The sequence below is a fragment of the Candidatus Electrothrix sp. genome (assembly GCF_052785085.1).
This window is the reverse complement of the sequence record NZ_JALAAI010000039.1, coordinates 1-14,037: the sequence shown is the minus strand read 5'-3', so window position 1 is coordinate 14,037 and position 14,037 is coordinate 1. Positions and strand designations below refer to the sequence as shown.

Below are 14,037 nucleotides of genomic sequence, written 5' to 3'. Positions count from 1 at the left end.
GATTCTCCCACTACAGTTGAGGTTGAGATCACCCCATCGCCGTTTCCATCTCCAGCGCAGGATGACCTTTTTCCTTGAGGAACTCAAGAATTTCTTCCTCAGTGGTGCCCTGCTCTTCTGTGGCGATCATGTCGTACAGCTCCGGCACTCCCTCATGCTCGCATAAGGCCTTGAGCTTCTCGCTGATCTCATCCTTCATAATCTTGGGCATCCAGACCACCCGCTTGATCCCGCCTTCGGCCTTGAACAGCTTTTTACTGGTCATGTAATGCTTGGACACGCCCATGAAACCAGGAGTCTGCATACCACCGCCAGCCATACCGGCCAGCGTGGTGAACTTCATACCGGACGGAGTCATACCCATGTAGTCACGGTTAACTACCATGATACCGTTACATTGCGGAAGCATGGCAGCAATGGCCTCAAAGCAACCGCAGGCGGTCATAGGATTGTTCATCAAGGAATAGCAGCTGACCTCAGCGACAGCACCCCGTGAAGCCTGATTAACAAACTCGTTAATACCAGTAAAATAGCCGTTATCAGGGTCAGTACATTCGCCTTTATCAATGGGCTGATTCGGGCCAGTGGGGTTGATCTGAAAAGAGGCCTTACCGTCCAGCCAGTTATAGGCACCGCACATCCCGATACGTTCTGGAGTAATCACACAAACATGGCTGGGTGCAAAAGACTGGCACAGAGTGCAGGAGTAGAATACATCTTCGGTCTCATCGGTCATAGAGCCAAGGCGCAGGTCACGTTCTTCATACACCTGCTTGGCAAGCTCCATAACCTCTTCCACCTGTTCTTGAACAGTAGATATCTTGACCTGGACTTTATCAAGAATAGCTCCAAATTCCTGATGCAGTTTTCCGTGCAAAACCACACCGAGATGTTTAAAAGAAAATCCTTTCTCCACAGCGGCCTTGCCGATACGCACCCACATGATGTTACGCTGACCGATATGCATGATGCCCTGGATATAGTTCATCAGATGATGGAACTGACGCTCCAGAATCGGCTCAAAGTCGGATTGCATTTCACGACCGGCCACCTCAACCAGAATAGAAATAGGCAGGTTCTGTCCTTCTTCAATGTCAGAAATGTCCGGGCCGTCCAAAGTGACCAAGCCGTCTTCCACCTCGTCCATTTCCTTGGAGATCAAGACCTCTACACCGGTAGTTCGGCCACCACCACATTCCATAAACAGATCGTCCTTACGAATACGCTCACCTTCAAAGGCCGGGCCAAAGGACATAGGGATATCAATCTTGCTCACATTGACCTTGAGCCCGCGCACCTCAATGGCCTTCTGGACAATCTCGTCATGGGGCACATCAGAGACCACATGCTCGTACGTGCAGACACCAGTGGGCAGAATCTCGGGAATAGCATAATCGGAAATAGTGGGGAAGCCCCAGTTAATGGCACCAGCAGCATTAGCATACCACTCATCACTCACCTGACCAAACGGCATAACAAAGGCATAGGTTCTGTCCTTATTATAAATCAAGTTGCCTCTGGAGTCACCCGGCTTGATACCACCAAAGGCCATAGCCACACGACAGGCAAAACCAATGGAAAAAACCACCGAGGTATACCGCTTACCAAAGGGCACCAAACGGGTATTCCAGCCCACCTGTACCCCGTTCTTTATCAACAGATCCGGCATAAAATTACCGTCAGACTCTGTGTGCATGAAGATATAGAGGTTTTTCTCCTGCAATTCCAAGGCTATCTTGGAGGCAACTTCGGGATCTTCCGGTGAACCGACAATAGCGGCAAAGCCCGGAGCAGTGCCGTCAACAAATTCAACACCGCGCTTTCGGAAGATAACGTCATCCGCTGCGCCCAGCCAGATATTATCTGCTGTGGGGTCTTCGGTCTTGGTGTAGTAATCCGGTGAATTCAGGTAATCAATGGCCTCGTACATTTCTTCGGCAAAATAGGTCGCCATACCCGCATCCAAGGCAGGCCCCAGATACGGCAACCACATATCCTCGGTAACAACAGCAGGTAAAAGCGACCGACATTCCTGAAAGATATCTTTCATATCACCGAGTCTTTCCACCTTGGCACCAAGCATGGAATAAATAATCGGCAGGTAATAAGCAGTATTGGGAAAGGAAACTTCCTGTTCAGGGCCGTATTTCTTTAAGGCCTCTTCGTAGGAGGCTTCAGCCATATCCACGATTTTTTGGGCACCGCGTATCGCTGCGGAGCAAATGATCTTTGACATTGAGACAACTCCCTTATGGTGTAGAGGGTTCAGCGTTCAAAACGGGATTTTATTTCGGGCAATCCCCTAGCTGGCCAGACCGTTAATGAGGGCCTTGGTCATATTGACCGCCTTGGGATGGCGCATGATCAAAACTTCACCACCAGAAACCAGCATACAGGATGCAGTGATGGCTTCCATCATAACACCTCGATTTTCCTGGTCACCCAGCATCTCATCGGTGGGTAGCCCAGCTTCTTTTGCCTTCCACACCTCACGCCCGAGATTACAGATCATCGGCACCTGAAGTTTTTCATCTTTCTGGGTCAAAGCGGCTATGCGTATACGCTCCATAACCGAGTAGGTGTATTCAATACCGTAACCCAAGGCACCAACTGAGGGATCCATCATCACCGTATCAAGCGGTACACCGAGATTTTCCAAAAGAATATTCAGTTGCTTGGCCAGATTAACATCAATAGGCGATGCAGCAACCATAGGATGCTGAAAAGCCATAGCGGTTGCCCCGACAGCACGATAGTTGGTATCCTCCAGAGGAGCCAGACAGACCTTCCTGTCACCGATCAGCGAGGTTACCTCACGTAAAGTCTCGGTATCCTTTTCTGCATTGCCGCAACCCCAAACAATGATCGGCACATCAACCGCCTCAATCACTGCTGCTGCATCTTTAGCTGCATCTGCTGCTGAACGATTGGCACCATTGGGATCTGTCCCATTGAGCCAGATATTCAAGGCATCTGCCTTGTACACATCAACACATTTCTTTGCCCAATCCACCGGGCTATCCATAACATCGTCAAAATATTGGGTCAAGGTGTCAGGCCAGTTATCAGGCCGGGTATCCATGATCTCCATAGCGATGAGCGGCTTATTGCCCAACTCGCCTTCAAAGAGATGGAAGGGCAGAGAAGTGGAACCACCCACGGTTACTGCATTATCTCCATTACCAAGACTTACCTCACGAATTGCACCAGAATAATCAACCTTATAGCTGGAAGCTGGTACCTTAGTGGTCCGATCAGCAAAAGGCGTATCCTCAGTGGCCAGAACCGGGGCATCAAGATCCGAAGGTGCGGCAGCTGGAGCCGCCTTCTTTTCCGCCTCTGCTTTTGCCTTGGCTTCAGCCTCCGCCTTAGCAGCAGCTTCTGCGGCAGCCTTTTTCTCTGCTTCAGCTTTGGCCTTTGCTTCCGCCTCTGCCTTGGCAGCAGCTTCCGCTTGAGTTTTAGCTTGAGCCTCTGCATCCGCCTTGGCTTTGGCTTTGGCTTCTGCCTTGGCAGCAGCTTCGGCTTGAGCCTTTTTCTCGGCCTCTGCTTTAGCGGCAGCATCATCAGTTTTTCCTTCAACCGCCGGGGCTGCAGGAGCGGCAGATGCAGAACTTGCTCCAGAAGATTGTTGGGGCAGGCCCTCTGGTTCTTTATTTAAGACCGCAGCCGCATCAATAAATTTCAGCAGAGCATTAAACTGATCTTCACTCAGACCATAGGCTTTTTTCAAGGCATCAAGTCCTTGGTTCACCGATTCCAACGCCGCACGGCGTCCTTGTTCATTCATCGCATGTTCTCCTGCATCATCTGCCGCCTGTCCGCTCGCGGCAACAGTTTCACTTGTCACTGCGCCGGACTGTGCAGCCTGTTCGGCAAGAGCAGCAGCTTCACTACGGGCAGCAGCTATAATTTTTTCAGCTTCAACCTTAGCCTGTTCCAGCACATCATCAGCAGCGCCTTGGTCAGCAGCTGATTGTATTTCAATACCTTCTCTGCTTTCAGTCTGGGGCATCGCTGTTGCAGCAACCTCTGCCGCATCATCATCAAAAGTCGGACGTGGGAGCAGACCTGCTTTTTCACAAATTTCAGGAACCGCTTCTTCCCATTCAATGGCCATGACATGAACACCTGCCACACCGGGAATTTCTTTGACCTGATTGATAATATCAACGCAGATATTGATGCCTTCCTGCTTTTTATCCTTTGCCCCCTTCATTCGATTGATGACCTCATCGGTCACGTCCATGCCCGGCACAAATTTTTTCATGTAACGGGCCATACCCAAAGATTTGGGCGGAGTGACACCGGCAAGGATATAGGCCTTTTCATGGAGCCCGAGTTCCCGGGTCTTTTTCATGAATTCAGCAAAGCGATCCAGATTATAAATTATCTGGGTCTGGATAAAATCAGCCCCATTTGAAATCTTTTTTCCCATCCGCACTGCCCGGAACTCATGGGGATAGGCAAAGGGATTGGCAGCAGCACCAAGGAACAGATCAGTTGTCTTGCCCTTGAGATCCTCGCCGCACTGAAATTTTTTCCGGTCCCGCATATCCCGGATCATCCCCAACAGCTGGATGGAATCCATATCAAAAACGCCTTTTGCACCTGGATGATTGCCGAATTTCTGATGATCGCCGGTCAGGCAGAGCAGGTTTTTCAAGCCTAAAGCAGATGCAGCAAGCAGGTCTGATTGCATACCGATTCGGTTTCTGTCACGACAGGTCATCTGGACAACCGGCTCCACCCCTTCGGCCTGGGCCAGCAGCCCGGCACCAATGGACGACATCCGGACGATTGCTGTCTGACAGTCGGTAATATTGACCGCATCCACATTACCTTTCAGGATCCTCGCCTTTTCTCTGACCACATCAGGGTCACTGTTCTTCGGCGGCCCCAGCTCACCGGTCACGGCAAATGCGCCGCTCCTGAGCACCCGCTCCAAATTGCTCCCCGATTTCATCAATCCTCCTCTATACCTGATATACCTGATCCGCCCTGGGGTCAGAAATTTGTTCTGGTGAACTCAATGCCTTGCTTGTTTACCGTAAAGGCACGATGCGCCGTGCCCCTACACCGTCGACCGTATCAATGTCCGGTCTCAACCGCCGCAACCCGCACCGGCAATTCCCTTACCTGCCTCCAGCTCACGGCGCATAGCCATATCCATGAGGACACGCTCTTTCTTCTTATTGATACCCAAAGCCTCACGCTTACCATCAATGGCCGCAATCATGGCCTTGGCAATATCCATCGGCTCGCTGGCAACACCCCAGCAGGCACCAAATTCCTCTTTAATCTCTTTAAGGAGATACTCAGAGAACTTCTTTGCTCCGCTGATGGGCAAATCCTGGAAAATAACATGGGCACCGCTGGCAACAAAGTACTGACCAATGGCCACCGCTTTTTCACTCATCCACAGAGGTGCAGAACCGACTGCTGGCAAATCAGCGATATCATCTCCCAAGCCACCTTCCTTAACCATAGCGGTCAAGGCAATAAGGAGGCGAGAGTTATCCACACAAGAACCCACATGAAGCACTGGCGGCATACCCACGGTCTCACAGACCTCACGCAGTCCGTCTCCGGCATATTCTGTGGCAGCCTCTGGCCGCATCAAACCGCGTTTTCCGAGAGCCTGGGCCGCACAACCGGTGGCCAGCACCAAGACATTATTCTTGATCAGCTCTTTGGCGATTTCAAAATGGACATCATCGGAATGCTTATAATGCTCGCAACCAACCAAGGCTCCAACACCCCGGATGCGACCGTTGATGATATTGTCGTTCAGTGGGCGATAGGACTGACGGAAGCGACCACCGAGCATGTAGTTGATGGTCTCATGAGAAAAACCAACAACCACATCAAATTTCTTATCTTTGGGGATATAGTACTGACCCCGCTTCTTGAAGTTGGCAATGGCGTGAGCAAGAATCTCTTTGGCTGAATTATAGGCATCATGCTCATCAAACTGAATATGAACACCATCCGGCATTTTGGCTCGGTAATTAGTGGTGACGATATCAGTATGCATGCCTGCCACGACCTGCGCAAGTGATTGCATAACACACTGCACATCCACAACCATCGCTTCTACAGCCCCGGTGGCCAGAACCATCTCCTGCTGAATAAAGGAACCTGCTACGGGAATACCTCGACGCATCAAAATCTCGTTTCCAGTACAGCAAACACCGGCCAGATTGATTCCCTTGGCACCAGCCTTTTTTGCCAAGGCCAGCATTTCCTCGTCTTCCGCTGCCAGACAGAGAGACTCCGCCAGCAGTGGTTCATGACCATGAACCGTGACATTAACCATATCTTCCCGGAGCACACCAAGATCAATTATGGCTCGCTTTGGCACTGGCGTACCGAACATAATATCGGTCAGCTCGGTGGAAAGCATGGAAGCCCCCCAACCATCAGCTAAGGCGCAGCGGCTGGACTGCTTGGTGATATTACGATATTCCTGATCCACGCCCATATGGGTGCGGTGCATCAGTTCCACAACCTCACGATCCACAGAGCGAGGTTCAACTCCTTGCTCCTTCCAAATCTTTTGCTGTTTTTTTGGAGCCCGCTTGAGCATGGTCAGAGGTTCATTATCCTGCTTACCAAACTCAGCCAAGGCACGCTCACCCAGCTCAATTGCAATCTCGTTCTTCTCCCGATCCTCGGTTTCGATCCCAAAGAGCTGTGCCATTTCATGCAGTTTTGCCACATCCTTGATCTCATGTGGCGTTTCCCCTTTTGCTGTGGCAATGAAACCGCGTACCATTTCACGGGCATGATCGGTATGGGCGGATGTACCAGCCGCCACGGTACGGGCAAAATTTCGGGCCGCAACCGTATCCGCTGTGGCACCGCAGATTCCAACCATAGATTCAACACCATCAATGATCTGACAGGGCCCCATATTGCAGTTACGACAACAGGTACCTCCTGAGCCGAACAGACAGGCGGACATTCCCCGATCTTCAATACGGTCATAGGCAGTACGAACCTGCTTGGCAAGATCCTGATTCAGCAGGTCGCGTGTTGAGCTGGCGGTTATATCGTTACAGCTTTCGCAGCGATTAGGCTTGGCCATAGTACGGTCTCCTCAAAAACTGAAGTCTGAGCACAGGCATCCTGACGAACACCTGTTTCCATCTCTTTTATTTTTTATAGTAGGGGCGAATCCCTGTGTTCGCCCTTACCTATCAGGCAGGCACAGGGGCCAGCCCCTACAAATATTCCTTACGCCAGTCCGGCAAACTGTTTCGCAGACTGTACAGTGTTCTTCATCAGCATGGTAATGGTCATGGGACCAACACCACCCGGTACCGGAGTGATGGCAGCAGCCTTTTCTTTAACTGACTCAAATTCCACATCACCGGCCAGCTTGGCCTTGCCGGATTCAGTCACTCCGATGCGGTTCACACCCACATCAATAACAACCACGCCCTCTTTGACCTGATCCGCCTTGATCATATTGGCAACCCCAGCAGCAACGATCAGGATATCAGCCCGCTTAGTATGAAAGTCCATATCCTTAGTCCGGGTGTGACAGAGGGTGACTGTGGCATTACCTGCCTCACGTTTTTGTAACATCAGATTCGCAACCGGTTTACCCACAATATTAGAACGACCAACAACCACCACCTCAGCTCCAGAGGTCTCCACACCGGAGCGGGCAAGCAGCTCCAGGACACCGTGCGGTGTACAGGGAAGGAAGCATTGTTCTCCCAGCACCATACGCCCTACATTGACCGGATGGAAACCATCCACATCCTTATCTGGATTAATGGCATTCAGAACTTTAGCCTCATCAATATGTTTTGGCAAGGGCAACTGCACCAGGATACCGTGAATTTTTTCATCGTTATTGTATTTCTCCACCAAAGCCAGCAAATCCTCTTCACTGGTCTCGGCATCCAGAGTCTTTTGTTCAGAATGGATCCCCAGAGCATGGGCTGTTTTATTTTTCGCTGCCACATAGGATTGCGAAGCAGGATCTTCGCCCACCAGGATAGTAACCAGACCCGGAACCACCTTATCCGCCAGCGCGGCAACTTCCTTTTTCAGTTCTTCCTTTATCGCCTTTGCGGTTTCGGTTCCGCTGATGATCTTTGCACTCATGGCCGCTCCTTAAAATAAAAAATAGCCCGCATGTGATCAGATTCAGGTGCTCACATACAGCAAACCGGCAAAGATAAGATAGCCGGTTTATTGATTGTTTAATAGTAACTTCTCTTGATAATAAATGACTATTATATTCTTTTTTACTTTGTTTTTCAAGCTGAATTTCATTTTCGTAAGAAGTAACTCACAGTTTTGTGGTGCCTAATTCAAAGGACTTTCCCAAAGGGAATTATTACCAACTGATTCAATATCACTTAAAATATGGATAATTCTTCTCTCAAATATCTCACAATGTGTCACAAGTAATATTTTGCAATCCTGTAAGCTTTTCCCGCTTCCAGGCACAAAACAGCAACACAGCAATCCCCTTCAAGATCCCCCAAATAACCTATTGACTTTCAAACTGTTGTGCTGTATCCCTTAACAGAATCCTTTTGATAAAGGATATGCATGATCAACAAAAAAAAACAAATCAAACCATCCTGGGACTCTTTTTTTACATTTTTGCGATTTTTCACAACAACACACCAACTGGAGCTGAACAATACATGACAACAGCAAACCCAACAACCCTGCTTATGCTCGGCGACTCGTTGGTTGAGTGGGGTGATTGGGAGGTCTTACTTCCTGAACTCCAGGTTATTAATAGCGGTATTGCCGGAGAGCATACTGAAGAACTCTCTGCACGCCTGGCCAACGAGATTGACACTGTCCTTGCTGACAGACCAGAACCAGAGTATATTCTGATTATGACAGGGACCAACAACCTGCTCATGGGCAACAGCTACTTCCCTGCAATTCTGGGAAGCATGCTGCCACGTTTGATTGATCTCTGCCCAGGAAGTATGATTACCCTGAACTCAATCATGCCCATGCAAATACAAGGTCTGCCCCAGGAATCCATTCAGGCAACCAATGATGAACTGCGCAACGTAGCAGAGCAAAGTAAATGCTGGTTTCTGGATATAACCACGCCATTTACAGAACAATGCCTGCCTGTGACCAAGCCCTGCTTTCTCAACGACGGGGTTCATTTAGCCACCCGTGGCTACCAGGTCTGGGCCAAGGCCATTCAAGGGCATCTTGCAGCACTGCAACAAGATATGCAAGAAACAACATAAGCACCACAGAGGGTTGCCCCTGCTTCGCCACTTGCACGGCCAGTAAAGCCTGTAAGGGCCAAGGCAAGGACAACAAAATCCAACGTTACTTTTTTGTGAGGTTCAATATGATCAGGAACAGAAAAACATTGCACAAAGCCATAGGGTACGGAATTGTTCTGGTGGCCATGTTCGTCTTTGCGGGCACTGGCTATAGCCGCAGTTCCTGCAACACCTGCCAAACATGTCCCCAGCCTACCAAACCTGCACCTGAAGAGTTTGCTGAGTTGCAATACCGGGACGGATATCCCGGTCCTCGACTGTACAAACGGCAGCAGGTAAAAAAACTCCAATGTATGCTCACGGCCCTGGGATACTGCTCCGGCCCCATTGATGGCTGGTACGGCAAGTCAACCTCCCGAGGCGTTATGCTCTTCCTTGCTGATACCTTTCAGGATATCGGGAAAGGACACAAAATTACCACAGAGCAATGGGATTATCTTGAAAACTGGGTGGGTTCACGTTGCACCAAGTATGACAAGAAAGAACGGTATCGCTATAACTACCAGGACTACCGGCAGGAAGCACAGCAGTACCAATATCAGCATTCCTACAAGTATCAATATTGATATTATTGATACTGATGCTGTAGTACGGGCATACCAGGTTCTCTGTTGGTATGCCCTTCCTTCCTGCTCTTCCTACCCGAACACTTCCTTCTGCTAAACAATAGCGCTATCCAGAAAATAAAGGGCAGACGTCCTCCCCTACTCTGCTTCATTGGTCTTTCCCTGCCTGCGCAACCTCCGCCAACGAAACCATAAACCGAATCCGCTCAGAATCAGACCTCCGGCAATCACCGCATAGCGGGCAAGCTGCACATCAATCTTGACCAGGGCAATCAGCACCAGCAACAGCCCCATCCCGATCAACGCCCAATCCGTGGCAACGGCAAAGGCATGGCTGATCTTGCGCCCAAGTTCCTGTAATAAATCCATCAGGTCCGCTCCACTGTATATATCAAATCCTTGCCCTGTTCCTTCACAGCAACAGCACGCCCGTCATTAAAGGCAATAACCCGATCCATCCGCTCAGCGATCTTTTTCTCCACAACAAAACTGAACTGTTCTCCGGTGTGCATCTGTTTGAGACGTAACCTTACGTCCTTAAAACCCTTTCAACAATCACCACGATAATCCGGCAGCCCTTCTTGTGCCAGTCCTTTTTCTTGTTCCATGATTACGGCTTCTGCCCCCTGCTCTTCTCTGACTTCTTCTCCTGCACCCACGGTCTGATCACAATGGTGGAAATGGCATTCTTGGGCGAACCATCAATCAGCTTATCCGAATAGGTCAGATAAATAAGGGTATTGCGTTTGGAATCATAGAAACGCACCACCTGCAATTTTTTAAAGAGGATGGAGGTGGATTTGCGAAAGACCTGCTCTCCGTCGTCCTTGCCGTTACGCACATCCTCGGGCAGAATGATCGGCCCGGTCTGGCGGCAGGCAATGGACGCATCGGATGTGTCTTCGGCCAGGCCCACAGTACCCTTGATGCCGCCGGTCTTGGCCCGGCTCAGATAGCAGGTTGCCCCCTTAATATCCGGGTCATCAAAGGCCTCGATCACGATCTTATCATTGGCTCCGATAAGTTTAAAGGTGGTGCCGACCTCGCCGACAATCTCTGCCTGACCAGCTGCAGCGGTGACAAACATGACAGCCAGTGCAGTACCAATCCTCCACGCCACCTGTCGATACAAGGTAGGGGCAAGTCCCTGTGCCTTCCTTTTTCCCATAAGATATCTCATCACATTTTCCTCTGTTAAAATTTATCGGCCTGCATGCATTCGATTAACTGCACTGAGCAGGGCCTTGATGGATGAAATAATGATATCAGTGTCCACCCCAGCACCCCACCAACTTTCCCGGCTACCGTTCTCCCGTTTATCCAGCAGCTCAATATAGGTGACAGCCTTGGACGAGGCCCCTTCAGTGAGGGAATGCTCGTCATAAGAATGAAAAATGAAATCCAGGTCTGTTTCTGCCTTCAAGGCAGCGCACATGGCATCCAGAGGACCATTGCCGCTTCCCTGAAGACGCTGCTCTTTATTGCCGGTTTCACCTATTCCAATAACCGCCTCAATATCTGCTGTTGACCCTTTCTCCTGCTGATCCATATGGCGTTTCACCACATGAAACTCCTTGAGTCGATAATAACCGTCCTCCCGGAGATATTCCCGCTCAAACACAGCATACACTGCTTGATGGGATAATTCATCCCCAACCTTTTCGGTTTCTTCCTGCACCACCCGGCCAAAGCCGGGCCGCATATTCTTTGGCAATCTATAGCCAAATCGACTCATAATATAGGCAGCCCCGCCCTTACCGGACTGACTGTTAATGCAGATAATCGACTCATAACTGCGGCCCACATCTTCGGGATCAATAGGTAAATAGGGAACGGCCCAGATACCGGATACATCGTCGGCCACAGCATCCATGCCCTTGCTGATGGCATCCTGGTGGGAACCGGAAAAGGCGGTGTAGACCAAGTCGCCTGCATAGGGATGACGGGGATGAACCGGCAAATCCGTACAACGTTTGTACACATTAGTCACCCGGTTGATGTTGGAAAAATCCAATTCCGGGTTCACTCCCTGACTGAACATATTCAAGGCCAGAGTGATGATATCCACATTGCCGGTGCGTTCGCCATTGCCGAACAGGGTGCCTTCGACCCGATCAGCACCAGCCATCAGGGCCAGCTCGGTTGCGGCTACAGCACTGCCCCGGTCATTATGGGCATGGAGACTGATCAGGGCACAGTTACGGTTTTTCATATGGCGGATAAACCATTCAATCTGGTCAGCATAGATATTGGCAGTTGCCATCTCCACGGTCGCAGGCAGATTGAGGACCACCGGACGTTCCGGGCAAGGCTCCCAGACCTCCATCACCTTTTCACAGATATCCAGAGCAAAATCAAGCTCTGTTCCAGTGAAACTCTCTGGCGAATACTCATAACGGACATCTCCGTCAAAACGTTCTGCCTCTTCCCGGATAACCTGGGCCCCCTCCATCCCAAGCCTGGTAATTTCCTTTCTGTCCATCTTAAACACCACCTGTCGCTGCAAGGTGGAGGTGGAATTATAGAGATGAACAATGGCCTTGCGGGCACCCTGCAATGCGGCAAAGCTCCTGCGAATCAGATGCTCACGGGCCGGTGTCAGCACCTGCACGGTCACGTCTTCCGGGATCAGGTTATCTTCAATGAGCAAGCGGAGAAAATCAAACTCCACCTGAGAGGCTGCCGGAAAGCCCACCTCTATTTCCTTGAATCCCACATCCACCAACAGTTGGAACATTTCCAGCTTCTGCTCCAGATTCATGGGCTGACGCAGGGCCTGATTGCCGTCACGGAGATCAACCGAGCACCAGCGCGGTGCCTCAGTGATGGTCTTGTCAGGCCAGGTGCGATTGTGCAACGGCACTGTCGGGTAGGGACGATATTTCTTCAATTTATCAGCCTGCATGGTTGTATCCTCTTGTACACGTTTAAAATACCCGATGCATTATTCCGGCCTGCAAGGTTGCCGGGCGAACCGGAAAAAAACAAAAAAAAAGCCACGGTTCATGCGCTGAACCGTGGCCGTTGGGTCAATCTTCTTTCTGAAAGTCAGAACAGACCTCGCCCTTCCGCCACAGTTGCGCTGTGCAGTCCTGAAAGGAGAAGAAGGGTGTAAAGGAGTTCTGCTGAGATCATTATGTGTCCTTTGTGTCTTGTGATGCTGTTGTTGTTCTGATTATCCACATATTAAATCGGGCGGGCTATTTGTCAAGAGATAATTCGATAAAAATGCGAGACCGCATCCGGGGTAAGACATGGAGCGGAGTCAACCCGGCGCATCATCGGGCCTGTTCAGATAGGAAGCCCTGTAGGGAGCGGGAAGTAGTGAGCAATCCCTCATTATAACGGGGAAAATCCTGCTCTTTCAGGTCAAATTATTCGACGAGAAAGTCCATTTGCTGGATATTTTAATCCACGGCCTGGACTTTTTAATCCACTTGATGGACTTCTTTATCCACACTTTGGATTATTTTATCCAACGATTGGATAAGCAAATCCAGGTTGTGGACTTTCTGATCCACGGATTGGACAACGTGATCCATCTCCTGTCCAGTATTGAAACACCGGTCTCTTTTTATGCTGTCCCGTGCAGGACGCTGTTCATCGTTGCGGCCTCTTATTTTTTTCTCTTGACAGCCGTATTGCAGCGCAATAGATTGGATTTCATGTTTTAATTTAGGCGGGGTTGGGGGAAGAGGAAGAAAGGGAATAGAGGGGGTGAAGGATGACTCTCTGGCGATAATTTTTTAGGGGATTGTTGTTGGGGAGAGTTTACCTTAACGTCTAGTGCTCAGTCATAGCTAAGTTTTAGGGTTGTTGTCTCAAGGTAAGCCCCGAAGACTAATCGGGGGCGACACGTTTAACCCTAAATTTTAGACTTTACTAAGCACTAGGACTAAAGTCCATAGATTTCACTAGCGATCTGGATAATTAAAAAAAAAATGGAGGGGTGTTATGTGTCTAATGGCACGACTTTAAGGCTTGGCCTTTATGAACGAGTTGTATTTATTGAGAATTCAGAAAATTAATTTAGCCACAGATGTCATAACATATTGACACGGCTATTGATTTCTTGTAATAATGAAATTTTCACATCAATAAGCTACAGAGAGACATATGACATTTTCAAAACCAATCAAAAAAATCGGTCACCAAATTAACAAGCTAAAAGCCCGCTTCTGTCAATC

11 protein-coding genes are annotated in these 14,037 nt (G+C 49.6%); 3 read left to right on the top strand and 8 right to left on the bottom strand.

The window, feature by feature from the left end; all coding sequences use genetic code 11:
• Positions 1–28: 28 nt before the first annotated feature.
• From acsB to folD, 4 genes are all read right to left on the bottom strand, one after another.
• Positions 29–2,236, bottom strand: coding sequence for an acetyl-CoA decarbonylase/synthase complex subunit alpha/beta (gene acsB, locus L2082_RS08250; protein WP_446011614.1), 2,208 nt, complete (start codon positions 2,234–2,236; stop codon positions 29–31).
• A 66-nt stretch (positions 2,237–2,302) separates the two neighbouring features.
• Positions 2,303–4,963: an acetyl-CoA decarbonylase/synthase complex subunit delta gene (locus tag L2082_RS08245; protein WP_446011613.1), complete on the bottom strand. Its 2,661-nt coding sequence runs from the start codon at positions 4,961–4,963 to the stop codon at positions 2,303–2,305.
• Between the two features lie 138 nt (positions 4,964–5,101).
• Positions 5,102–7,087, bottom strand: coding sequence for an anaerobic carbon-monoxide dehydrogenase catalytic subunit (gene cooS, locus L2082_RS08240; RefSeq protein WP_446011612.1), 1,986 nt, complete (start codon positions 7,085–7,087; stop codon positions 5,102–5,104).
• A gap of 149 nt (positions 7,088–7,236) precedes the next feature.
• Positions 7,237–8,118 carry a bifunctional methylenetetrahydrofolate dehydrogenase/methenyltetrahydrofolate cyclohydrolase FolD gene (gene folD / locus L2082_RS08235; RefSeq protein WP_446010333.1) on the bottom strand — a complete coding sequence of 294 codons (882 nt, stop codon included), beginning with the start codon at positions 8,116–8,118 and terminating at the stop codon, positions 7,237–7,239.
• A gap of 551 nt (positions 8,119–8,669) precedes the next feature.
• On the opposite strand from folD, the gene L2082_RS08230 reads away from it, so the two are divergent.
• Positions 8,670–9,242 carry a GDSL-type esterase/lipase family protein gene (locus L2082_RS08230; protein ID WP_446010332.1) on the top strand — a complete coding sequence of 191 codons (573 nt, stop codon included), beginning with the start codon at positions 8,670–8,672 and terminating at the stop codon, positions 9,240–9,242.
• 107 nt (positions 9,243–9,349) lie between these two features.
• On the top strand, positions 9,350–9,850 hold the full coding sequence (locus L2082_RS08225; protein WP_446010331.1) for a peptidoglycan-binding domain-containing protein: 501 nt from the start codon (positions 9,350–9,352) through the stop codon (positions 9,848–9,850).
• 138 nt (positions 9,851–9,988) lie between these two features.
• Here the strand turns inward: L2082_RS08225 and L2082_RS08220 are convergent, their stop codons facing one another.
• The 4 genes from L2082_RS08220 to leuA form a co-directional block, all read right to left on the bottom strand.
• Positions 9,989–10,219: a hypothetical protein gene (locus tag L2082_RS08220; RefSeq protein WP_446010330.1), complete on the bottom strand. Its 231-nt coding sequence runs from the start codon at positions 10,217–10,219 to the stop codon at positions 9,989–9,991.
• On the bottom strand, positions 10,219–10,362 hold the full coding sequence (locus L2082_RS08215; RefSeq protein WP_446010329.1) for a hypothetical protein: 144 nt from the start codon (positions 10,360–10,362) through the stop codon (positions 10,219–10,221). Before L2082_RS08215 ends, L2082_RS08220 begins: the two co-directional genes overlap by 1 nt.
• Before the next feature lie 98 nt (positions 10,363–10,460).
• A complete protein-coding gene (locus L2082_RS08210; protein WP_446010334.1) occupies positions 10,461–10,937 on the bottom strand; it encodes a CreA family protein in 477 nt (158 codons plus the stop codon).
• Positions 10,938–11,051: 114 nt separating this feature from the next.
• A complete protein-coding gene (gene leuA / locus L2082_RS08205; RefSeq protein WP_446010328.1) occupies positions 11,052–12,755 on the bottom strand; it encodes a 2-isopropylmalate synthase in 1,704 nt (567 codons plus the stop codon).
• Between the two features lie 490 nt (positions 12,756–13,245).
• Between leuA and L2082_RS08200 the strand changes: the two genes are divergently transcribed.
• Positions 13,246–13,524 carry a hypothetical protein gene (locus tag L2082_RS08200; protein WP_446010327.1) on the top strand — a complete coding sequence of 93 codons (279 nt, stop codon included), beginning with the start codon at positions 13,246–13,248 and terminating at the stop codon, positions 13,522–13,524.
• The last annotated feature ends 513 nt before the right edge of the window (positions 13,525–14,037 follow it).

Excerpts from the sequence above, each read along its gene's own strand:
- L2082_RS08220 (WP_446010330.1), bottom strand. The coding sequence starts at position 10,219 with ATGGATTTATTACAGGAACTTGGGCGCAAGATCAGCCATGCCTTTGCC.
- L2082_RS08210 (WP_446010334.1), bottom strand. The coding sequence starts at position 10,937 with ATGTTTGTCACCGCTGCAGCTGGTCAGGCAGAGATTGTCGGCGAGGTC.
- L2082_RS08225 (WP_446010331.1), top strand. The coding sequence starts at position 9,350 with ATGATCAGGAACAGAAAAACATTGCACAAAGCCATAGGGTACGGAATT.
- cooS (WP_446011612.1), bottom strand. The coding sequence starts at position 7,087 with ATGGCCAAGCCTAATCGCTGCGAAAGCTGTAACGATATAACCGCCAGC.
- folD (WP_446010333.1), bottom strand. The coding sequence starts at position 8,118 with ATGAGTGCAAAGATCATCAGCGGAACCGAAACCGCAAAGGCGATAAAG.
- L2082_RS08215 (WP_446010329.1), bottom strand. The coding sequence starts at position 10,362 with ATGCACACCGGAGAACAGTTCAGTTTTGTTGTGGAGAAAAAGATCGCT.
- leuA (WP_446010328.1), bottom strand. The coding sequence starts at position 12,755 with ATGCAGGCTGATAAATTGAAGAAATATCGTCCCTACCCGACAGTGCCG.
- acsB (WP_446011614.1), bottom strand. The coding sequence starts at position 2,236 with ATGTCAAAGATCATTTGCTCCGCAGCGATACGCGGTGCCCAAAAAATC.
- L2082_RS08230 (WP_446010332.1), top strand. The coding sequence starts at position 8,670 with ATGACAACAGCAAACCCAACAACCCTGCTTATGCTCGGCGACTCGTTG.
- L2082_RS08245 (WP_446011613.1), bottom strand. The coding sequence starts at position 4,963 with ATGAAATCGGGGAGCAATTTGGAGCGGGTGCTCAGGAGCGGCGCATTT.